17 protein-coding genes are annotated in these 20,813 nt (G+C 52.8%); 12 read left to right on the forward strand and 5 right to left on the reverse strand.

The genetic code is table 11. From position 1 onward, the window contains the following. The first annotated feature begins 88 nt into the window (after positions 1 to 88). From rpsO to SPK40_RS11315, 4 genes are all read left to right on the forward strand, one after another. Positions 89 to 358 carry a 30S ribosomal protein S15 gene (gene rpsO, locus SPK40_RS11300; RefSeq protein WP_036751368.1) on the forward strand — a complete coding sequence of 90 codons (270 nt, stop codon included), beginning with the start codon at positions 89 to 91 and terminating at the stop codon, positions 356 to 358. 332 nt (positions 359 to 690) lie between these two features. Next, positions 691 to 2,802: a polyribonucleotide nucleotidyltransferase gene (gene pnp, locus SPK40_RS11305; protein WP_248141316.1), complete on the forward strand. Its 2,112-nt coding sequence runs from the start codon at positions 691 to 693 to the stop codon at positions 2,800 to 2,802. Between the two features lie 166 nt (positions 2,803 to 2,968). Then, entirely contained in the window at positions 2,969 to 3,883 is a 915-nt protein-coding gene (gene nlpI / locus SPK40_RS11310) for a lipoprotein NlpI (protein WP_371929346.1), read from the forward strand. Between the two features lie 83 nt (positions 3,884 to 3,966). Beyond that, positions 3,967 to 4,320 (forward strand): hypothetical protein, encoded by a 354-nt coding sequence (locus SPK40_RS11315; protein ID WP_330960538.1) that lies wholly within the window; start codon positions 3,967 to 3,969, stop codon positions 4,318 to 4,320. A gap of 77 nt (positions 4,321 to 4,397) precedes the next feature. Here SPK40_RS11315 and SPK40_RS11320 read toward each other — a convergent pair whose 3' ends face one another. Next, positions 4,398 to 5,753 (reverse strand): GntP family permease, encoded by a 1,356-nt coding sequence (locus SPK40_RS11320; RefSeq protein ID WP_330960539.1) that lies wholly within the window; start codon positions 5,751 to 5,753, stop codon positions 4,398 to 4,400. A gap of 314 nt (positions 5,754 to 6,067) precedes the next feature. Between SPK40_RS11320 and SPK40_RS11325 the strand changes: the two genes are divergently transcribed. Next, entirely contained in the window at positions 6,068 to 7,675 is a 1,608-nt protein-coding gene (locus SPK40_RS11325) for an acyl CoA:acetate/3-ketoacid CoA transferase (RefSeq protein ID WP_330960540.1), read from the forward strand. A 124-nt stretch (positions 7,676 to 7,799) separates the two neighbouring features. After that, positions 7,800 to 8,762, forward strand: coding sequence for a LysR family transcriptional regulator (locus SPK40_RS11330; RefSeq protein ID WP_248141312.1), 963 nt, complete (start codon positions 7,800 to 7,802; stop codon positions 8,760 to 8,762). Between the two features lie 16 nt (positions 8,763 to 8,778). Here SPK40_RS11330 and SPK40_RS11335 read toward each other — a convergent pair whose 3' ends face one another. After that, on the reverse strand, positions 8,779 to 10,818 hold the full coding sequence (locus tag SPK40_RS11335) for a putative bifunctional diguanylate cyclase/phosphodiesterase (protein ID WP_248141715.1): 2,040 nt from the start codon (positions 10,816 to 10,818) through the stop codon (positions 8,779 to 8,781). A gap of 522 nt (positions 10,819 to 11,340) precedes the next feature. Here SPK40_RS11335 and SPK40_RS11340 point away from each other — a divergent pair. Genes SPK40_RS11340 through rimI form a run of 3 tightly spaced genes read left to right on the forward strand, consistent with a single transcriptional unit; the run spans position 11,341 to position 12,707 of the window. Further along, entirely contained in the window at positions 11,341 to 11,847 is a 507-nt protein-coding gene (locus tag SPK40_RS11340; protein WP_330960541.1) for a GNAT family N-acetyltransferase, read from the forward strand. A 10-nt stretch (positions 11,848 to 11,857) separates the two neighbouring features. Then, entirely contained in the window at positions 11,858 to 12,259 is a 402-nt protein-coding gene (locus SPK40_RS11345; protein WP_248141310.1) for a DNA polymerase III subunit psi, read from the forward strand. 10 nt (positions 12,260 to 12,269) lie between these two features. Then, entirely contained in the window at positions 12,270 to 12,707 is a 438-nt protein-coding gene (gene rimI, locus SPK40_RS11350) for a ribosomal protein S18-alanine N-acetyltransferase (protein ID WP_248141309.1), read from the forward strand. Here rimI and SPK40_RS11355 read toward each other — a convergent pair whose 3' ends face one another. After that, positions 12,708 to 13,616 (reverse strand): LysR family transcriptional regulator, encoded by a 909-nt coding sequence (locus SPK40_RS11355; protein WP_330960542.1) that lies wholly within the window; start codon positions 13,614 to 13,616, stop codon positions 12,708 to 12,710. A 109-nt stretch (positions 13,617 to 13,725) separates the two neighbouring features. Between SPK40_RS11355 and metE the strand changes: the two genes are divergently transcribed. Continuing rightward, a complete protein-coding gene (gene metE, locus SPK40_RS11360) occupies positions 13,726 to 16,002 on the forward strand; it encodes a 5-methyltetrahydropteroyltriglutamate--homocysteine S-methyltransferase (RefSeq protein WP_330960543.1) in 2,277 nt (758 codons plus the stop codon). A 146-nt stretch (positions 16,003 to 16,148) separates the two neighbouring features. On the opposite strand, the gene SPK40_RS11365 is transcribed toward metE, so the two are convergent. Further along, positions 16,149 to 17,030, reverse strand: a complete 882-nt coding sequence (locus SPK40_RS11365) for a U32 family peptidase (protein WP_330960544.1) — start codon at positions 17,028 to 17,030, stop codon at positions 16,149 to 16,151. Between the two features lie 13 nt (positions 17,031 to 17,043). Next, positions 17,044 to 18,051, reverse strand: coding sequence for a ubiquinone anaerobic biosynthesis protein UbiU (ubiU, locus tag SPK40_RS11370; RefSeq protein ID WP_248141305.1), 1,008 nt, complete (start codon positions 18,049 to 18,051; stop codon positions 17,044 to 17,046). A 247-nt stretch (positions 18,052 to 18,298) separates the two neighbouring features. Between ubiU and ubiT the strand changes: the two genes are divergently transcribed. Together ubiT and prfC are read left to right on the forward strand one after the other, a co-directional pair. Continuing rightward, the gene (gene ubiT / locus SPK40_RS11375; protein ID WP_330960545.1) at positions 18,299 to 18,745 is read left to right on the forward strand and encodes a ubiquinone anaerobic biosynthesis accessory factor UbiT; all 447 of its coding nucleotides are present in this window, start codon (positions 18,299 to 18,301) and stop codon (positions 18,743 to 18,745) included. A 399-nt stretch (positions 18,746 to 19,144) separates the two neighbouring features. Beyond that, positions 19,145 to 20,725 (forward strand): peptide chain release factor 3, encoded by a 1,581-nt coding sequence (gene prfC, locus SPK40_RS11380; protein ID WP_248141303.1) that lies wholly within the window; start codon positions 19,145 to 19,147, stop codon positions 20,723 to 20,725. Positions 20,726 to 20,813: the final 88 nt, after the last annotated feature.

Below are 20,813 nucleotides of genomic sequence, written 5' to 3' on the forward strand. Positions count from 1 at the left end.
GGCGGGTGCGTATAATTCGCGGCTCGGGCGTCGGCTGAATCAGAGATTGGCTGACGCAAATTTAACCTTTTTGTATTAGGAATGAGTTATGTCTCTGAATGCAGAAACTAAAGCAGCTATCGTTGCTGAATACGCGCAAGGCGCAAACGACACTGGTTCTCCTGAAGTTCAGGTTGCACTGCTGACTGCACAAATCAACCACCTGCAAGGCCACTTCAGTGAGCACAAAGGTGACCACCACAGCCGTCGTGGTCTGCTGCGTATGGTTTCTCGCCGTCGTAAGCTGCTGGACTACCTGAAAGGCAAAGATCTGGGTCGTTACCACACCCTGATCGAGCGTCTGGGTCTGCGTCGCTAAGATTGCTTGAGAGAAAGGAGCCAACTGGCTCCTTTCTTTTTAGTATGCTCTGGTCAGATTGCCGGGGTGTTCTTTGTATACTGATGGTGCTTTTTGTAATTCACGAGTCGTTTTCGTCGACCTTGAGGTCGCGGCTATTGAGAGAAGCTGGCGATGCCGGCTTTTGTCATTAGTCGCGATGCGTGAATGGTCAGCGCAGGAAGTTTATCTTTCTGAGAACCGGAAGATATTCTGGCCTGAAAGTACCCCTCTTCACATGACGCTTTTTGCTGTGTCAGATATACTTACTGGCGCAAATAGAAAAAGCAGATCAATATTTTAAGGAAATTCACGTGAATCCTATCGTAAAAACCTTCCAGTACGGTAACCACACCGTCACACTGGAAACCGGAGTCATGGCGCGTCAGGCGACTGCTGCTGTGATGGCCAGCATGGATGATACTTCTGTCTTCGTTTCAGTTGTTGGTAAGAAAGAAGCTGTCGAAGGTCAGGACTTTTTCCCTCTGACTGTAAACTATCAGGAGCGTACCTACGCTGCCGGTAAAATTCCGGGTGGTTTCTTCAAGCGTGAAGGCCGTCCTTCTGAAAATGAAACGCTGACTGCCCGTCTGGTTGACCGTCCAATTCGCCCGCTGTTCCCTGATGCATTCAAAAATGAAGTTCAGGTGATTGCGACTGTGGTTTCTGTGAACCCGGATGTGAACCCTGACATCGTGACCATGATCGGTACTTCTGCTGCTCTGGCGATTTCTGGTATTCCGTTCAATGGCCCGATTGGTGCAGCCCGTGTGGGTTACATCAATGACCAGCTGGTTCTGAACCCAAGCAATAAAGAACTGGCTGAAAGCCGTCTGGATCTGGTTGTTGCCGGTACTGAAAGCGCAGTTCTGATGGTTGAATCTGAAGCTGACCGTCTGACTGAAGAGCAGATGCTGCAAGCTGTTGTCTTCGGTCATGACCAGCAACAAACGGTGATCAATGCGATCAACGAATTTGCCGCTGAAGTTGCAACGCCAGCATGGAATTGGGTTGCTCCTGAAGAAAATACAGCACTGAAAGCTCGTGTTGCAGAAAAAGCTGAAGCACTGCTGACAGAAGCGTACCAGATCACTGAAAAGATGGCGCGTTACGAGAAAGTTGGTGCAATCAAGTCTGACGTTGTTGCGGCTCTGCTGGCTGAAGATGAAACGCTGGAAGAGCGTGAAATCCGCGACATGCTGGGCTCTCTGGAGAAGAACGTGGTTCGTGGCCGTATCATTGCGGGTAACCCACGTATCGACGGTCGTGAGAAAGACATGGTTCGTGCACTGGACGTACGTACTGGCGTGCTGCCACGTACTCACGGTTCATCTCTGTTTACCCGTGGTGAAACTCAGGCGCTGGTTACAGCAACGCTGGGTACTCAGCGTGATGCGCAGATCCTGGATGAGCTGACCGGTGAGCGTAAAGAGCACTTCCTGCTGCACTACAACTTCCCTCCATACTGTGTGGGTGAAACTGGCTTTGTCGGTTCACCGAAGCGTCGTGAAATCGGCCACGGTCGTCTGGCGAAGCGCGGTATTCAGGCAGTTATGCCAACCGTTGATGAGTTCCCGTACACGGTTCGTGTGGTTTCTGAAATCACGGAATCGAACGGTTCTTCTTCCATGGCTTCTGTCTGTGGTACGTCTCTGGCACTGATGGATGCCGGTGTACCAATCAAGGCGTCTGTTGCGGGTATCGCAATGGGTCTGGTGAAAGAAGGCGAAGACTTCGTGGTTCTGTCTGACATTTTGGGTGATGAAGACCACCTGGGTGACATGGACTTCAAAGTTGCGGGTACAAACGATGGTATTACTGCATTGCAGATGGATATCAAAATCGAAGGTATCACCAAAGAGATCATGCAGATTGCTCTGAATCAGGCCAAAGGTGCACGTATGCACATCCTGGGCGTGATGGATCAGGCGATCAGCACTGCACGTGATGATATTTCTCAGTTTGCACCGCGCATTCATACGATGAAGATCAACCCAGAGAAGATCAAAGATGTTATCGGTAAAGGTGGTGCGGTGATCCGTCAGCTGACTGAAGAAACCGGTACAACCATCGAGATTGAAGATGACGGTACAGTGAAGATTGCTGCAACAGAGGGGACTGCTGCGAAAGAAGCAATCCGCCGCATTGAAGAAATCACCGCTGACGTTGAAGTTGGTCGCATCTATACTGGTAAAGTAGTGCGAATCGTTGATTTTGGTGCATTTGTTTCTGTCATCGGCAGCAAAGAAGGCCTGGTTCACATTTCTCAAATCGCTCAGGAGCGTGTTGAGAAGGTTTCTGACTATCTGCAAATGGGTCAGGAAGTCCAGGTGAAAGTACTGGAAATCGATCGCCAGGGCCGTATCCGTCTGAGCATGAAAGAAGCTCAGGCCGAGCAGGCTCCAGCCGCGGGTGAAGACGCGTAAACCCTCAGGTTTTCACGTATCTTGACCGAGAAGTAAAAAGGGGCTGTGACAGCCCCTTTTTTATACCAATGAATGTACAGACACTGAACAGTTACCTGAACGGTTAGCTTTGCCTCATCAGATTGCGATGAGAGGACACAAGGTTTACACGGGTAGGTTAGGGAGAATGGCATTGTTTGCAAAGAGGTTTAAGTACGCAGCCATCGCGATGGCTATCATGCTGGGCGGGTGTTCCACGAATACTTACTCCAGCTGGGAGCAGCCGTTGATTGCGGTACCGCTGCAGCCAACCATACAGCAACAGATTCAGCTGGCTCGAATCGATCAACTGTTGGGACGCAGTGATCTGGATGACGAGACCCGTTCACAGATTTTTTATGAGCGCGGCCTGTTGCATGACGGCATCGGCTTACGCGATCTGGCCAGACTCGACTTCAACCAGTCTCTGTCGTTGTATCCCGCACAGCCAGACATTTTTAATATCCTCGGTGTGTATTTTACCCAGAGTGCACATTTTGACGCGGCTTATGAAGCCTTTGATTCAGCGCTGGAGCTGGACGTCAGTCATCCGTTCGCGCAGCGAAACCGTGGTATCGCACTGTATTATGGTGGCCGGTTTCAGTTAGCAAGGCAGGATCTGATTGCACACTACCAACAGGATCCCAACGATCCCTATCGTTCTATCTGGCTTTATATGGTTGAGCTGGAAACTGAGCCCGAGAAAGCGAAACAGAACCTGAAGAGCCGGTTTGATCGCGCAGAGCGTGAAGACTGGGGCTGGAACATTGCTAGTGTACTGATGGATGGCGAGACAGAGCAGCAGCTACTCGACGACATTGTGAAAAACAGTGAAACCAATGAGCAAATGGCTGAGCGTTTAACTGAAAGCTATTTCTATATGGCGAAGCGATATCAGCACAATAAACAATATGCGGAAGCCGTTCAGTTGTACAAACTGGCTCTGTCGGGAAATGTCTACGAGTTTGTTGAGCACCGTTTTTCTTCTCTGGAATTAAACCGCTTGCTGGCAGCGTTGCAGGGACAGACGGAGCGTGTTTCTTCAGAGGAAGAAGAACTCTGATCTGTCGCTGAGTTAAGAATGGCATCCCCTTTGCAGCCGCTATAGTAAGATCAGGGTGCAATACGGGGGCTGTCGTGAAGAGAATGACCGTTTTAGTTTTGGCTAGTTTATGTGCCTGGCCAACGGTAGCCGGGCAGCAACTGGATTATGTTCGTGCTGTCACGACACCGGGTGAAGGGCGGCTGGTCACCATAGATGATTACTGGTTACTGGCATTCAGTCATACGTATGATATCCGTTTGCCCGAGCATGTGGCTCAGGGACAGAAACTGGAAATACAAATCAAAGAAGAAGGTGATACCTGGCAGTCGGAACAATTTACGGTGACGGCCATCAGTATTTATCAGGACTTATGCCGCCTGCACCGGCAACATCCCAGTCAGGATGGCCGGTTTCCGTCGGATGCTATCTACATCCAACCCTGTACCAGCGAATAACAAATGAAAAAACGCCCCGGGAAATCCCGGGGCGTTTTTTTTCGTCGGGTTGATTTCAGTCCATTGCTGCGACGGAATCAGACCAGACCGGTGCTGAGATGTACAACAATGACAGTGAATGCAGCCATGAGCGGAATCGCCATGGTGACCACAGCAATATCACCGTAACTTTGTCTGTGTGTCAGGCGGCATACTGCCAGCAGCGTAATGACAGCGCCACAGTGTGGCAGCGTGTCCAGACCGCCTGCTGCTAACAGAACCACCCGATGCAGCACTTCAGGATTAATGCCGGTATTCAGGAAATCGTTCCCCAGCATTGCCAGAACCATACCGGTTCCGCCAGATGATGAGCCGATGATTCCGGCCAGACTGGTAGAGGTAATCGCGACCTTGAACAGATCCGGAATATCAATCGCGGCAATTCCCGCTTTAATGGCGACGAAGGCCGTCAGGGCGGTGATCACGGCACCATAACCAACTTCGGATGCTGTATTGAAGATAGGGAGCAGTGAGCCGACTGAACCATCAAAGATATGTTTATTGGCTTCGAACAGATAGCGACGGTAAGCAACCAGCATGAAAACGATGGCAATCACCAGCGCCAGAATGACCGACCAGGTACCGTTCACACGGGTATCCAGTGCTTCATACTCAGCAATGATCGTCGGAGATTTGAAGTAAATGTTTGTGAGCACGAAGTTGATCGCAAACACCAGCAAAATCGGGATCAGTGCCATCAGAAAACTGGGAGTGGGGGTATTGTCTTCGGCATCTTTTCCGTTGTCTTCATGTTCACCATAACCTTCCCCTGCAAGAATTGCTTTTTGTGCCCGGTATTTAATCCAGAGCACACCCAGAACCAGCATCATGGTACCGGCCAGTAATCCCAGTAACGGTGCCGCATAAATTGTCGTGCCGAAAGGAATTGTCGGCATGGTGTTGAGGTACTGGGGCGAACCCGGTAAGGCCGTCATGGTAAAAGTGAAGGCACCTAAGGTAATGGCGGCAGGCAGAAGACGTTTGGGAATCCCTGCTGCCCGGAAGGTGGCGGCACCAATCGGATACATGGCAAACACCACGACAAAGAGTGACACGCCGCCATAGGTGAGCAGTGCGGTCGCAAGGACAACGGACAGGATCGCATGTCTGGTGCCCAGATACTGAATGATGGAGCGGGACAGCGTGCGTGCGGCGCCCGATGCGCCCATCAGCTTACCGAAGATGGCACCGGCAATGAAGATCGGGAAGTAGAGCTTGATGTAGTTTGCCGCAGCCGGCATGAACACATTCGACAGGGCATACAAAAATGGGAAGTCACTGGTCAGCAGCGCGGCTGCCATCGCCAGGACGGGGGCGAGCACCAGGACAGAGACACCTCGATAGGCAAAATACATCAGCCCGATCAGGGTGAGTAATATCACGGCAACATCCATATTTTCTCTCCGTATTGTTGATATGTAACAGACCGTTAACATCCTAGATGGCCCGGTCATGAAAAGAAATACCGGGTTTTGGGATGGACAGCCTGACTTCAATGAAAGTGAGAGCGCTATCATGCTATTGGGGGTGACAATAGCGCCCATAGTGTTAACTGATAAAACTAATTTTTAATAATATCAATATGTTAGCATGCTATTATTGCATGTGCGGAGCACTTTTGAAAAACACAATTTCATCTCTGGCTATTCAAGCTTCGAGGCGGGATTCATACACTTTTTAATACTTGCATGTAGAAAGGAAGTTGCAGATGGCAGTCACCCAACTAACGGCGGAACAGGCAGCAGCCTGGATCAAGGACGGGCAGTCAGTGATGCTGGGAGGGTTCATCGGCTCTGTGGTGCCGGAATCTATCATCAAAGCATTAGGACGGCGTTTTGAACGCGATCAGTCACCCAGCGACCTGACGCTGCTCTTTGCTGCGGGTCAGGGAGATGGTGCAGGCCGGGCCGCAGATCACCTGGCGATTCCCGGACTGGTGAAACGGGTTATCGGAGGACACTGGGGATTAGTGCCCGGGCTGCAAAGACTGGCCCTGCAAAATGAAATTGAAGCTTATAATTTGCCTCAGGGTGTTATTTCTCATTTGCTGCGGGATACAGCTGCGGGTAAACCCGGCACGCTGACCACAACTGGTCTGGGGACCTACATCGATCCGCGTCTGGAAGGCGGAAAAATCAATGCGATTACCCGGGAAGATCTGGTGTCGCTGGTAGAACTGGGCGGGGAAGAATATCTGTTCTATCAGCGTTTAACGGTTGATGTTGCTATTTTGCGCGGGACGACAGCAGATACCGACGGCAATATCACCATGGAAGACGAGTGTCTGATTGCGGAGAACCTGGCGACCGCTCAGGCGGCCAGAAATCAGGGTGGACAGGTGATTGTTCAGGTTAAACGCATTGTGCCGGCCGGGACTCTGGATCCGCACGCCATCAAAATTCCGGGCATCTTTGTTGATGCGGTGGTGCTTTGCAATGATGAGTCAGAGCATATGCAGACATTTGCCACCCAATTTAACCCGGCATTCGTGGGGCGGGCAACGGTTCGGGAACAGCATGAGACAGCACCGATGGCTGTAACGTCCGAACCGGATGCCAAAACATTGATTGCCCGTCGGGCGGCGATGTTACTGGCACCGGACTCTGTGCTGAATCTCGGGATTGGCGTGCCGGAGTATATAGCGGTGGTCGCCGGGGAGCAGGGATTGCTGGACCGTCTGACGCTGACGGTAGAACCGGGCGCGATTGGGGGGCTGCCGGCCAGTGGTCTGGATTTCGGGGCCAGCCTTCATCCTCAGGCGATCATCACTCAGGACCAGATGTTTGATTTTTATGATGGTGGCGGTATCGATCAGGCGTTTCTGGGATTGGCACAATGTTCAGCGATGGGCGACATTAATGTGTCCCGTTTCGGTGACCGGCTGCCGGGTTGCGGCGGATTTATTAATATCAGCCAGCATGCGAAGTCTGTGTATTTCTGCGGAACTTTTACGGCGGGCGGGCTGGAGGTTGAAGTCCGTGACGGTCAGCTGCATATCTGCCGCGAAGGCAGCCAGATCAAATTTGTCGAGCAAGTTGAACAGATCACTTTCTCGGCACGCAGGGCAGTGCAGACACAGCAACCGGTCCGGTATATTACGGAGCGTGCTGTATTCCGGCTGGAACCTCAGGGACTGGTACTGGAAGAAATTGCTCCCGGGATGGATTTGGAAAGGGATATTCTGTCGAAGATGTCGTTCATGCCAATCATTGATCCAGATTTGTGTCTGATGCCAGCGGATATTTTTTCACCGACATTCAGGCTGCCAGGGGAGCAGAATCGTGGTCCCGTGAATCAAGACTGTGAAGCGAGCTGAAAGTTGCAATAATCGGGTTGATGCATATAGAAGACAAAAGGCATTATTGATAGCCTTCATTAGGTATAGCTAAATGTCTGAGCTGGATATCCAGACAAATCTATCAACCCATAAGGAATGTGCTATGACTCAGCAACTGGTCGGGATCAATCCTCGCCAGCAACAGTTAGATAAGATCGTGTTTTTCTGTTCTGTGATTCAGCATGGCTCGTTTCGGGAGGCTGCTGAAGCCTGGGGAATATCGGCGGCCGCTGCCAGCCGGTGGATCAAAGAACTGGAAGGCCTGATGGCTGTGGAACTGATCAAACGGAGCACACGGCAACTGGTTCCCACGGATGCCGGGGAAATGCTGTACCGGCGCTTTTCTTCGCTCTTGCCTGAAATCGATACCATTTGCTCTGAAGTGGGCAGTATGGCGGACGAGCAGCGTGGGGTGATCACGATTTCATCAACGCCGCTGTATGCGGCTTACTATCTGCGTGAAATCATAGCCGAATATATGGAAATGCATCCGCAGGTGAATTTCCGGTTATTCATTGAAGCCGGTGAGACTGATCCGCTTCACGTTGATTTTATTATCCGGGCCAAGGCAACGAACCGGGAAACCGAAGAGAAAGACTCCCTGCTCATTCGCCGGTTGTTGCTGAGTGAGCCATTGTATGCCTGTGCATCCCCTCAGTATCTGGCTCGCTGCGGAGTGCCGGAGGAGCCCGAGGCGTTGCGGGAGCACCGGTGCCTGTATGCCAGTTCGCTGGTGGGCGGAAACCGGTGGTATTTCCGTCTGAATGGGATCAACCGGGCGGTGACAATCAGTGATGCGCTGGAATGCGATAACAGTGAAATATTGCGTGATATGGCCATTCGCGGTGCCGGAATTGCCTATCTTCCCCATTCAGTGATCAAAGCGGGGCTGGATGCGGGTGAACTGCAGGTGCTGCTGACCGATTTTGTCGCCAGCCAGTTTGATATCAATCTGTATTTTCGGCCCCGGCATCCGATGCCTGCCCGGTGTCAGGCATTCAAAGAATACATGCTGCGCCGGACTGAGGAGATCCTCTCACAACAGGAAATCCATCACGGACGTTAAGGGAGCCGGGGCTTTGTCAGTACCGGCTGCGAAAATTTTTAACCAGAATGGTTTCTAAATCATTTTTTGGCAGCGGGCGGAAAAAATGGAAGCCCTGAATGTAATCGCAGTTCAGGTTAGACAGCAGTGCGGCCTGCTGACGTGTTTCAACGCCTTCTGCCACGACACACATGTTGAGAGACTTACCTAGGTTGATGATGTTTTCGATCAGGGTCAGCTGTTTCGGGACGGTTTCCAGATCTTTGATAAAAGCACGGTCGATTTTCAGCTCGTCCAGCGGAAAGCGGGCCAGATAAGACAGCGAGGAATAGCCCGTACCGAAATCATCAATTGATAATGCAAACCCAAGTTTTTTGATTGCGTTCAGCATCTGGATGGTGTGCTCATTTTCACCCATCATGGCACTTTCAGTCAGTTCAAAGGTGATATCGTCCGGATTCACTTCAGTGGCGCGCTGCAAATCGGAAACATACTGGATCAGGTTCGGATTCCCGAACTGCTGCGGTGAAAGGTTGATGGCCACCCGGCCAGGCAACAGGCCTTGTTTCTTCCATCGCTTAACCGTAGTGAAGACTTCGCGCATGACCACTTTGCCCAGTTGCTCGATCAGCCCCGAGCGTTCAGCAACCGGAATAAACTGGGCCGGGCTGATATAGCCTTCAATCGGATGTTTCCAGCGGACCAGTGCTTCTGCGCCATGAATGGAAAAATCCCGAGCACTGACCTTCGGCTGATACCAGACTTCCAGCCCTTTGTTCTGCAGGGCTTTCTGGAGCTCGATTTCCAGCCATAAGCGCATTCTGGCTTCTTTGTTCATGGTTTCATCAAAGGTGACCAGACGATTCCGCCCGCGGTTTTTGGCTTCATACATGGCCGTATCGGCATGCTGAAGCAGCAAACGGGCATCGCTGCCATTCCCCGGATAATTCACCATACCGATGGAGCAGGCCAGATGTTTGCTGAAGTGCATCAGGTCAAAGGGCTGATTGACCAGCGCAATAATTTTCTTCGAAACTTGTTCGCCCATATCTGCCTGAACCGGCTCCGGAAGCAGAATGCCGAATTCATCGCCTCCCAGGTGGCCGATGACGGCGTTCTCTGGTAACAGCTGGCGCAGGCGGTGAGAGATTTCCTGAAGCACGCGGTCGCCGATATGGTGGCCCAGGGAATCGTTGATGTTCTTAAAGTTATCAATATCCAGATACAGCATCACCAGAGGGATCTGGCGGTTGATCATCTGCTCCAGACGCCGGCTGAATCCATGCCGGTTGTAGAGTCCGGTCAGCGGATCGGTATGAATCAGTTGTTCGACCTGATCCGGATGGACCTGCTGTTTATGCGGTTGCTTCAGAACGACCAGGCTGGCAGGGGAGCCCACCAGCTGAACATCACCCAGTGTGAGGGTCAGTGCATTTTCTGTCTGGCATTGCGGGCTGGTCAGACAGTGGTACGTTTTGCCATTACTTAATTCAGCCAGCTGTTCGCCAAAAGGACGGTTGTTACGGCTGTCGATCAGCAATTGTCCGAGATCTTCGCCAATCATGGCTTCTGCGGACGAAAAACCCAGTAATTGTGCCGCAATAGCATTGGCAGACAGGATCTGATTTTTTTCAATGAGCAGGCAGCCGTCGGCCATGAGCCGGCACAGTTGGTTGAACTGCTCTTCCCGTTCAGCGACGGCATTGGCTAACTGGAGACGTTCAGAGGTGTCTATGGCATGTAAGACGACATGGGTGATCTCTGCGGTGTCAGTTCTCAGCGGCGACAGGCTGAAGTGCAGGCTGGTGTGGTGGCGGTGCTCATCCAAAATCACATCACCCTCGACACTCTCACCTTTGAAAGCACGTTCATAATAGGGTTTCAGCGTTTCATAAAAAGCATGACCCAGAATGTCAGCGTCGGTGCAGCCCACCAGTTCTTCATGGTTGAGGCCACTTAACTGGCTGTAATGATGGTTCACGGCGGTGTAGCAGTGTTGCTTATCCAGAATGGCGAACAGGAACGGGCTATTGCCTGTCAGTTGAAAAAACCAATTGTTGATGAATTCAGTCGGCATGGCGATATGATCTGTTTCGGCTGACATCCCCTGGATGCCCTTATCTGGCTAAGTCGTACCCGTAATATAACGTCAGAAAATAGCGAATTGTCAAAATTTCATGCATTCGTGAGAAAACTTTGAGTTATGGGACAAAAAATATGGATTTATTGACATTGGTTACAAAATTATGACAAAGCCCTTTTCGGTATTCATCGCTAACACTGTGTTTTGAATAAGAAATATGTTGAACTGATCTGGCTGTACCTTTCAGGCCTGAAATATATCAAGTCAACTTTTCTTGTCATTTTCATATGAATTCTCCTGATTTTGGGGACCGTGAAAGGGAAGATAAAATTTTGCTTGTTCAAATATTGAGCGATCAGTCCTGCTGATTCCGGAGCCGGGCCAAAAGTCATTCATGCCAGTGATGAACCGCGCAGGGATTCATGGCCGCAGTAAAGAAAGGGGTTGTTATCGTTCAGACCAGCCCGCACAATATGGACTGCAAACAGTCTGGTGACTGTTTTTCTGAGGATGATTATGCTGATACGAACTGAAGTGCCATCGGACATTCTGACCATTGATGCCTTACTGAAAGAGGTATTTGAAACACCGGCTGAAGCAGAGCTGGTGATGGCGTTGCGCGAACAGGGACAAAGAACATTGTCGCTGGTGGCCAGCTCGGACGAAGGTGAAGTGATCGGGCATATATTCTTCAGTCCGGTGACTGTCGATGGCCTGGATAATGGCTGGCAGGGACTGGCACCCTTGTGTGTCAGGAAAGAGTATCGTGGCCAGGGGATTGGTCAGACCCTGATGCAGGAAGCAACAGAGATCCTGGCTGAGCTGGGCTATCCGGTGGTGGTTGTGCTGGGAGACAGTCAGTATTACCGCAAGGCTGGCTTCGTGACTGCGGCAACACACGGGCTGCATTGCAGCTGGCCGGTGCCGGAAGAGTCTTTCATGGTCCGTGAACTGTTGTCCGATTCGCTGAGCGGGCATCAGGGACTGGTGGCTTACAGCGAACCTTTTTCAGCGTTTTCATAAGAAAAGTACCATGCAGCAAAGAGATATTCAGATTCTGCAGGAAATGGGACTGACCAGCTGGCAGATCCGGAAACCGGACTGTTTTCCTGATTTGTCTCAGCCTGTGATTGATTTACCGGAAAGCTGTCAGTTGCTGTTTGTGACTTCAGAGGCTCTGGATGAACATGATGCCTGGCTGTTCGGTAATATTCTTCGCAGTATGAAACTGACCCCGGATCAAGCACTAGCCTTGCCTCCGCATGCGCTTCCGGACTTAGGTGAGCATCACCTGACCTGGTGCTGGTTTGCAGGATGTGAGAGCGTCGCGCCGAGTGACTGCCATATCCTGCATTCGGCAGCTTTGAGCCAGATGCATGATCACCCGGCGGACAAAAAAGCCCTGTGGCAACAGATTTGTGCATTCAATGATTGAATTCGTTCCTATGTCTGCAGCTCATCTGGACGATGTGTGGGCCATTGAGCAGCGTGCGCATCGCTTCCCCTGGACGGAGAGTCAAATTCGGGAAACGCCGGGACGGCTGGCCCTGAATCTGACCATGCTGAGCGACGGTCAGGTGGCTGGTTATTGTTTCGGCCAGTCGGTGGCCGGTGAGGCGAGTCTGCTCAATATTGCGGTTGATCCCCGGATGCAGGGGCAGGGGCTGGGCCGCCAGTTACTGGCGGCGTTTGTGACTGCTGCACGGGCAGATTGTGCCGAAGAGATCTGGCTGGAAGTTCGTGCCGGCAATGTCCGCGCCAGCCAGTTATACCTGGCCAGCGGTTTTAAACTGATCAGCCGACGGGAGAATTACTACCGGGCTGACAGCACTATCAGTGACAGCGGTCGTGAAGATGCGCTGATCATGAAGGCTGAACTCTGATTATTCTGCGCTGGATTCACGATGTTCGGACAACGAGTCTGCCAGCGTAATAAAGGCGTTGAGATAATCGACATTCAGATCGGTTTCTCTGACACCGAGATGAATATTTTTGTGAATGCCGGTTTCTCCCAGTCGAACAGCAACGATGGGCAATTTTTCTTCATATTCCTTGGCCAGCCATTTCGGGAGTGCAGCCACTCCCCGGTCCGCAGCCACCATCTGTAACATAATATCTGTGGTTTCAATCAGTTTGTGTTTTCTCGGACTGCACTTGGCTGGTGTGAGAAAACTGGTGTAGATATCCAGTCGACTTTGCTCGACGGGATAAGTGATCAGGGTTTTATCCAGTAACATCTCCGGTGTGATGTATTCAGCTGATGCCAGCGGACTCAGCTCATTCACGACCAGTACCTGCTCATAATCAAAGACCGGGATATACCGGATGCCCGGACGCAGCAGCGGGTCCGGGGTGACCAGCACATCAATCTCATAGCCGAACAGAGCACCCAGCCCGCCAAACTGAAATTTTTGCTTCACGTCCACATCGACATCCGGCCAGGCTTTGAGGTATGGATTGACGACTTTCAGCAGCCACTGATAACAGGGGTGGCACTCCATTCCGATCCGCAGTGTGCCCCGCTGGCCACTGGAAAACTGCTGCATCTGTTCTTCGGCATGCTCAAATTGCGGCAAGACTCTTTCGGCCAGCCGCAAGAGGTAGTTTCCGGCCTGAGTAAAGTGCAGGTTGCGGCCCGATTTGGTCCAGACCGGGGTCCCGAGCTGCTGCTCCAGTTTCTTCATACTGTGGCTGAGCGCCGACTGGCTGAGATAGAGGGCATCAGCGGCAGCGGTCAGTGAGCCCAGTCGGCGGACTTCCCGCAGAATTGCCAGATGGCTGCGTTCAATCATGATTTGTCCTTAACTCATGAGTAACTTTCATAGGTTGATGAAATAATGCCATTTTAATTCATCATTAGATAGCCATAAGATGTCTTCAACAACTTTGGAGGACGTATAGATGGCTAAAATTCATAACCTGGGTTTCCCACGTATCGGCGCAAACCGTGAACTGAAATTTGCACTGGAAAAGTACTGGAAAGGCGAAAGCACACAAGGTGAGCTGACAGAACTGGCGGCGGGACTGCGTCAGAAGCACTGGCAGCACCAGTCGGCACTGGACCTGACACCGGTTGGCGATTTCTCTTTTTATGATCAGGTGCTGGATACCAGCTTCACACTGGGGAACATTCCGGCCCGTGTTGAAGGTCTGGCGGGCGATGAGCTGGACAATTACTTCCGGGTTGCCCGTGGGCGTTCCGCGAATGACAGTGGCTGCAGCTGTGTGCATGCCGGTGAGATGACCAAGTGGTTCGATACCAACTATCACTACATTGTGCCTGAATTTACCGCAGACACCCGTTTTGAACTCAACCCTCAGCGTCTGCTGGCACAACTGGAAGAAGCACAAGCGCAGGGCGTTGCAGTCAAACCTGTCCTGGTTGGTCCGGTGACCTACCTGTGGCTGGGCAAGGAAAAAGACGCCTCGAATAAGCTGGATCTGTTGGATCAACTGCTGCCGGTTTATGCGCAACTGCTGACGCTGCTGGCTGAGAAAGGTGTCGAGTGGGTACAAATCGATGAGCCGATTCTGGTCACCGAACTGTCTGCTGAATGGCAACAGGCGCTGAATAAAGCTTATCAGACCCTGAATCAGGGCCAGGTGAAGCTGCTGCTGGCAACTTACTTCGGCGAACTGAAAGAAAACCTGTCGCTGGCAGTGAATCTGCAGGTCCAGGGTCTTCATGTAGATGCCGTGCGTGGCCGCAATGAAGTCGATGCGGTGATTGCGGCGCTGCCTGCGGACAAAGCCTTGTCGCTTGGGGTGATCAACGGCCGGAATATCTGGAAAACGGACCTGAATACCGTGCTGAACTGGCTGGAGCCGATTGCCCGTGATCTGGGTGAGCGCCTGTGGGTAGCCCCTTCGTGTTCACTGCTGCACGTGCCGGTGGATCTGAACAGCGAGCAGAAGCTGGATGCGGAAATCAAATCCTGGCTGGCGTTTGCCCTGCAGAAACTGGACGAGCTTTCTGTGCTGTCCCGTGCACTGAATGAAGGCCGTGATTCAGTGGCGCAGGCTCTGGCAGACAATCAGGCGGCGATCGACAGCCGTCGTCAGTCAACACGTGTCAACAACCCGGACGTTCAGGCAGCTGTGGCCGCCATTACTCCGGCGCTGGGTGAGCGTCAGCATCCGTATGCGGAACGGATTGCCAAGCAGACCGCACACCTGAATCTGCCTGCGTTCCCGACCACGACCATTGGTTCATTCCCGCAAACTGCGGAAATTCGCCAGGCGCGTCTGAAGTTCAAGAAGGGCGAGCTGGATCAGGAGACTTACATCAGCCAGATGCAGGCAGAAATTGCCCACGCGGTGCGTGAGCAGGAAGCGCTGGAACTTGATGTCCTGGTGCACGGTGAGGCCGAGCGTAACGACATGGTGGAATACTTCGGTGAACAACTGGACGGTTATGCCTTCAGCCAGTTCGGCTGGGTGCAGTCTTACGGTTCCCGTTGCGTCAAGCCGCCAATCCTGTTCGGTGACATCAGCCGTCCGAACGCAATGACTGTGGCCTGGACCCAATATGCGCAGTCACTGACCGACAAACCAATGAAAGGCATGCTGACCGGCCCTGTGACGATTCTGAACTGGTCGTTTGTCCGCGACGATCAGCCTCGCGCTGTATCCTGTTACCAGCTGGCACTGGCGATCCGTGAAGAAGTCTTGGATCTGGAAAAAGCGGGCGTGAAAGTCATTCAGATCGATGAAGCAGCACTGCGTGAAGGTCTGCCGCTGCGTCAGTCCGAGTGGCAGGAGTACCTGAACTGGGCGGTTGAGTCCTTCCGAATCACGGCCAACGGTGTGGCGGATGAAACTCAGATCCATACGCATATGTGTTACTCCGAGTTCAATGACATCATTGCCTCCATTGCAGATATGGATGCAGATGTGATCACCATTGAGACTTCGCGTTCTGACATGGAACTGCTGGATGCGTTCGATAACTTCAAGTATCCGAACGAAATCGGTCCGGGTGTGTATGATATTCACTCGCCGAACATTCCGACGGAAGCGCAGATGGTGAAACTGATGCAGCTGGCTGCAGAGCGTATTCCGGCCGAGCGTTTGTGGGTGAACCCGGACTGTGGTCTGAAAACCCGCCAGTGGGCTGAAGTACTGCCGGCCCTGAAGAACATGGTTGCCGCGGCGAAAACCCTGCGTGCGAACGCGTAAGTTCTGCCAAAGATCGATTCCATCCTGATTGAAGCTGCCCCTGAAGCGGGGCAGCTTTTTTTATGGGCGATTCCGGATGCTTCTGCTGCACAATCCCCTGCTGCCAAAAAAGGGGATTGTGCGAAGCAGGGCTGAGTAATCCGGTTTCAGACCGTCCGGGTATCCAGCCCGGACAGCCGGTGCCAGTAACCGTTACACTGGATCCGGTCTGCCATCGGGTGTCGCCCTGAGGTCAGCTCAGACGCTTTGAATTTTGCCAGTGTATCCAGGGTGTCGGTGGCGAGCGGACTGATCCGGACCACATCAACCAGGCCCCGCATCCCGGGCAAATCATTGATCAGGTTGTAGCAGTAACCAGACTGGGTCTGAATGCCGTTGAGGGTAAACAGACGCTGTCCTTCTTGACTGTTCGCGGCCAGTCCCTCCGGATAAAGAATACAGCAGGTTTCGCATTCATCTTTACCCCGGCCTTCGGCCCGGGCCGTAAAGCAACGGGCAGAGTAGGCGAGCGGCAGGTAGCCATAGCTGAAGACTTCGGTCTCAAACTGTCCCCGGATGCCTTGCGCGTCGCAGTCTTGCTGCACATGGGTCAGCCATTCCCGTGACAATTCCACTGGCATACACCAGCGGAACATGCCCTGCTTCAGAAACAGCGCAATCGTCTGGGCATTATAGCAATTGACCGCCGGTCCGACGACAAAAGGCACTTTGTGTTGCCGGGCAAGATGAATGGCCGAGACATCGTTGGCTTCAATGCTGAATTCACCATTATCGATGTATTTTTTCAGCACACTGACTTCACTTGGCGCTTCAAGCAGTGCCTGGGTGGACAGGACGACTTCCTTGCCCGCAGCCGCCAGCATTCTGGCCAGTTCCAGCCAGTCCCGGACTTTCATTTCCCGCCGTTTGGCACAGACGGTTTCGCCCAGATAGACAATGTCAGCCGCGCTGGTACAGGCGGCTTCATAGAACTGTGCAACATCGGTTTTCGGCCAGAAATATAACAGTGGCCCCAGTGAATATTTCATTGCTGTTCTCCTGTTATTGCCACTGTCGCTGATACGCGCCCAGTGTGGTTTGTGACCCTTCGGACAGGTCGCTCAGGGCCTTTTCCCATGCAGGCCGGACCTGATAGGCTTCCGGGCTGGCCCGGTAACTGTCGATGGCCTGACGCCAGGTGCGGGTGACTTCAGCGACATAGGCCTGACTGCGCTGACGGCCTTCAATTTTGACCGAAGCAATCCCGGCGGCAAACAGCTCCGGCAACAGGCTCAGAGTATTGAGGCTGGTGGGGGACTCCAACACATGGGAACGCTGAGACTGCCCATCGACGCAGGTTTCAAATCGTCCCTTACACAAGGTGGGATAACCGGCTTTTTCGTGGTCCTGATAGCGGTCGATCAATATGCCGTTGAGCCGTGACTCCAGCCCCTGCGGCGTTTCCTGCCAGCGGACAAACTTGGCTGGCGAGCAGGCACCGACGGTATTGGGCGATTCGCCCGTAAGATAGGACGATAGATAGCAGCGCCCCTCCGCCATGATGCAGAGACTGCCGAAAGCGAAGACTTCCAGTTCGGCATCGGTATTGCGCGCCAGTTGCCTGACCTGATGAATTGACAGAACCCGGGGCAGAACGACCCGCTTCACGTTGAAATTATCGCGGTAAAAGCGAATGGCTTCCGTGTTGGTGGCCGATCCCTGAACCGATAAGTGCAGTTCGAGATCCGGGTAGCGACGAGCCGCGTAATCGAGTACGGCAATGTCGGCGACGATCAGAGCATCAACGCCCAAGGCGGCGGCTTTGTCGACCGCCTGCTGCCAGCGGCCAAAACCGTCCGGGTGAGCGAAGGTGTTGAGGGCAATGTGCAGCTTTCGCCCGTGTTTGCGGACGTAGTCTGCCGCTTGTTCCAGACGCTTACCCTCAAAGTTCAGACCGGCAAAATGCCGGGCATTGGTGTCGTCTTTAAAACCGATGTAGACCGCATCGGCACCATTGTCGATGGCGGTTTTGAGTGCGGGCAGATTTCCTGCCGGGCAGAGCAGCTCCATGTGAATGCTCCTGATGGTTCATAAAATGCTGTCCGACATCTTATTGAGCTGACGGACGGCCGTGTTGATATGACTCAGGTTTTGCGGTGTTTTTCAGAACTGGCTTTTGATCGAGGACGGGCGGGGCGGGTGAAAATATTGATTTATCGCAGGAAGCGGTGACTGCTGTTGGCCTAGGATGACGGCAATACAACCAAAAGAAGAGGACAGCACGGTGTATTCCCCAAAATTTTCACGGCTTCAAGAGATGGCCCCGAGACTGCTTCGTCTGCATTGCCGGCTGACGCCTTTTTTTGTGCATCAGACGGTGATTGAGCTGGGGCTCGCCAAAGTGTTCCACGAGGCAATTGAAGAAGGCGAGCTGGACTTTCTGGTCGGACGAACGGTGACCATCGTTGTGGCCGATATCGACTGGCAATTTACTGTGTCTCTGGTCAATCAACGTTTGGCTGTGCAGCCCGCCGTGATGGAACCCGACGCAGTGATGCGGGCAGCCAGCCGGGATCTGTTGCGTATCGCGGCCCGCAAGGTGGATCCGGATACCCTGTTCTTTCAGCGCCGGCTGAAGATGGAAGGGGATACCGAACTGGGACTGGCGGTGAAAAATCTGCTCGACAGTCTGGATATGGACAGCCTGCCTCAGCCTCTGGTGAGGGTACTGGACAAGGCCGCTGCTGTGTTTGCTGCAGAGTGAAACCGTTCAGGTTTCTGCTGCTCTGAATCGCGGCATACAGGTCCTGCCGATTGTCTGAACCGGGTCTGGCTGCCGGTTGTGAACTGCCGCAGAGCGTACCCACCGCGGCAGTTCAAAAGAATGCTCGCAGCTTTGGCAGCGAGTGACTGTTTCTTTGCGCTGACTTTGCGTATAATTCCGCCATCTTAATCCCCCGGGCATCTTGTGATGGCCTGGTACAGAGTCATTCCCATCGCCGAAACGGCACAGAAGAGCGAACAGAGGCCAGGATGTAACCACAGGTTAATCAGCCAACACCCGGACTGAACCGGGTCAAACTCAACTGGAATACCGGGCGCCTGGGCCAGAATGCTGGCCTGCCTGGGCTGACTTTATTCGATAACTGGATCTGCACTGAATATGTCTTTTTTAACTGAAGTGGGTAAACGCCGCACGTTTGCCATCATTTCTCACCCGGATGCGGGTAAAACCACGATTACAGAAAAAGTTCTGCTGTTCGGAAACGCTTTACAGCGTGCCGGTACGGTTAAAGGCCGCGGCTCAAATCAGCATGCTAAGTCCGACTGGATGGAGATGGAAAAAGAGCGTGGTATCTCGGTAACGACCTCCGTGATGCAGTTTCCGTACAATGACTGTCTGGTGAACCTGCTCGATACCCCGGGACACGAAGATTTCTCGGAAGATACCTATCGTACGCTGACAGCGGTGGACTCCTGTCTGATGGTCATCGATGCGGCGAAAGGTGTTGAGGACCGGACCCGTAAGCTGATGGAAGTGACCCGTCTGCGTGATACACCGATTGTCACTTTCATGAACAAACTTGACCGCGACATCCGTGATCCGATGGAACTGATGGATGAAGTGGAAAGTGAGCTGAACATTGCCTGTGCACCGGTGAGCTGGCCGATTGGCTGTGGTAAAGAGTTCAAGGGTGTGTACCACATCCACCGTGACGAAACGATTCTGTACGCAACCGGTCAGGGTCACACCATTCAGGAAGTACGGATTGTTAAAGGTCTGGATAACCCGGAGCTGGATGCGGCTGTGGGTGAAGATCTGGCCGGGCAGCTGCGTGATGAACTGGAACTGGTGCTGGGCGCATCACACGAGTTTGATCGTGAACTGTTCCTGAAAGGTGAACTGACACCGGTCTTCTTCGGGACCGCGTTGGGTAACTTCGGGGTCGACCACATGCTGGACGGCCTGACCGAATGGGCGCCTGCGCCGCTGCCGCGTCAGGCGAATGAGCGTCAGGTCGAAGCGGAAGAAGAGAAATTCTCTGGTTTCGTGTTTAAGATTCAGGCGAACATGGATCCGAAACACCGTGACCGGATTGCCTTCATGCGTGTCGTTTCGGGAACTTACACGCAGGGCATGAAGATGAACCATGTCCGGACCGGCAAAAATGTCAGCATTTCGGATGCTGTGACCTTTATGGCCGGTGACCGTGCCCGCGCGGAAAATGCCTATGCCGGTGACATCATCGGTCTGCACAACCACGGGACGATCCAGATTGGTGATACCTTTACGCAGGGTGAAAGCCTGAAGTTCTCCGGGATCCCGAACTTTGCGCCGGAATTGTTCCGTCGTATCCGCCTGAAAGATCCGCTGAAGCAGAAGCAACTGCTGAAAGGTCTGGTTCAGTTGTCGGAAGAAGGCGCCGTCCAGGTGTTCCGTCCGCTGCAGAACAATGATCTGATTGTGGGTGCAGTCGGTGTGCTGCAGTTCGACGTGGTTGTGGCCCGTCTGAAATCTGAGTACAACGTCGAAGCGATTTACGAAGGTGTGAACGTTGCGACGGCCCGCTGGGTGGAATGCGATGATGCGAAGAAATTCGACGAATTCCGTCGCAAGAATGAAGTGAACCTGGCACTGGACGGTGGAGACAATCTCACTTACATCGCCCCAACCATGGTGAACCTGAACCTGGCGAAAGAGCGCTTCCCGGAAGTTGACTTCCGTGCGACCCGTGAGCACTGATTCGCAGAACAGATAAAGTACAGTCGTGAAACAGCACGCTGCACTGAAACAAAAAAGGCCCCTGATCTCAGGGGCTTTTTTTATGAGT

This window comes from Photobacterium sp. 53610 (assembly GCF_036409375.1).
GTDB lineage: Bacteria > Pseudomonadota > Gammaproteobacteria > Enterobacterales > Vibrionaceae > Photobacterium.

Bases quoted from the DNA above. Each gene is read 5' to 3' on its own strand.
- rpsO (WP_036751368.1), top strand. From the start codon at position 89: ATGTCTCTGAATGCAGAAACTAAAGCAGCTATCGTTGCTGAATACGCG.
- nlpI (WP_371929346.1), top strand. From the start codon at position 2,969: ATGGCATTGTTTGCAAAGAGGTTTAAGTACGCAGCCATCGCGATGGCT.
- SPK40_RS11315 (WP_330960538.1), top strand. From the start codon at position 3,967: ATGACCGTTTTAGTTTTGGCTAGTTTATGTGCCTGGCCAACGGTAGCC.
- SPK40_RS11320 (WP_330960539.1), bottom strand. From the start codon at position 5,753: ATGGATGTTGCCGTGATATTACTCACCCTGATCGGGCTGATGTATTTT.
- SPK40_RS11325 (WP_330960540.1), top strand. From the start codon at position 6,068: ATGGCAGTCACCCAACTAACGGCGGAACAGGCAGCAGCCTGGATCAAG.
- SPK40_RS11330 (WP_248141312.1), top strand. From the start codon at position 7,800: ATGACTCAGCAACTGGTCGGGATCAATCCTCGCCAGCAACAGTTAGAT.
- SPK40_RS11335 (WP_248141715.1), bottom strand. From the start codon at position 10,818: ATGCCGACTGAATTCATCAACAATTGGTTTTTTCAACTGACAGGCAAT.
- SPK40_RS11340 (WP_330960541.1), top strand. From the start codon at position 11,341: ATGCTGATACGAACTGAAGTGCCATCGGACATTCTGACCATTGATGCC.
- SPK40_RS11345 (WP_248141310.1), top strand. From the start codon at position 11,858: ATGCAGCAAAGAGATATTCAGATTCTGCAGGAAATGGGACTGACCAGC.
- rimI (WP_248141309.1), top strand. From the start codon at position 12,270: ATGTCTGCAGCTCATCTGGACGATGTGTGGGCCATTGAGCAGCGTGCG.
- SPK40_RS11355 (WP_330960542.1), bottom strand. From the start codon at position 13,616: ATGATTGAACGCAGCCATCTGGCAATTCTGCGGGAAGTCCGCCGACTG.
- metE (WP_330960543.1), top strand. From the start codon at position 13,726: ATGGCTAAAATTCATAACCTGGGTTTCCCACGTATCGGCGCAAACCGT.
- SPK40_RS11365 (WP_330960544.1), bottom strand. From the start codon at position 17,030: ATGAAATATTCACTGGGGCCACTGTTATATTTCTGGCCGAAAACCGAT.
- ubiU (WP_248141305.1), bottom strand. From the start codon at position 18,051: ATGGAGCTGCTCTGCCCGGCAGGAAATCTGCCCGCACTCAAAACCGCC.
- ubiT (WP_330960545.1), top strand. From the start codon at position 18,299: ATGGCCCCGAGACTGCTTCGTCTGCATTGCCGGCTGACGCCTTTTTTT.
- prfC (WP_248141303.1), top strand. From the start codon at position 19,145: ATGTCTTTTTTAACTGAAGTGGGTAAACGCCGCACGTTTGCCATCATT.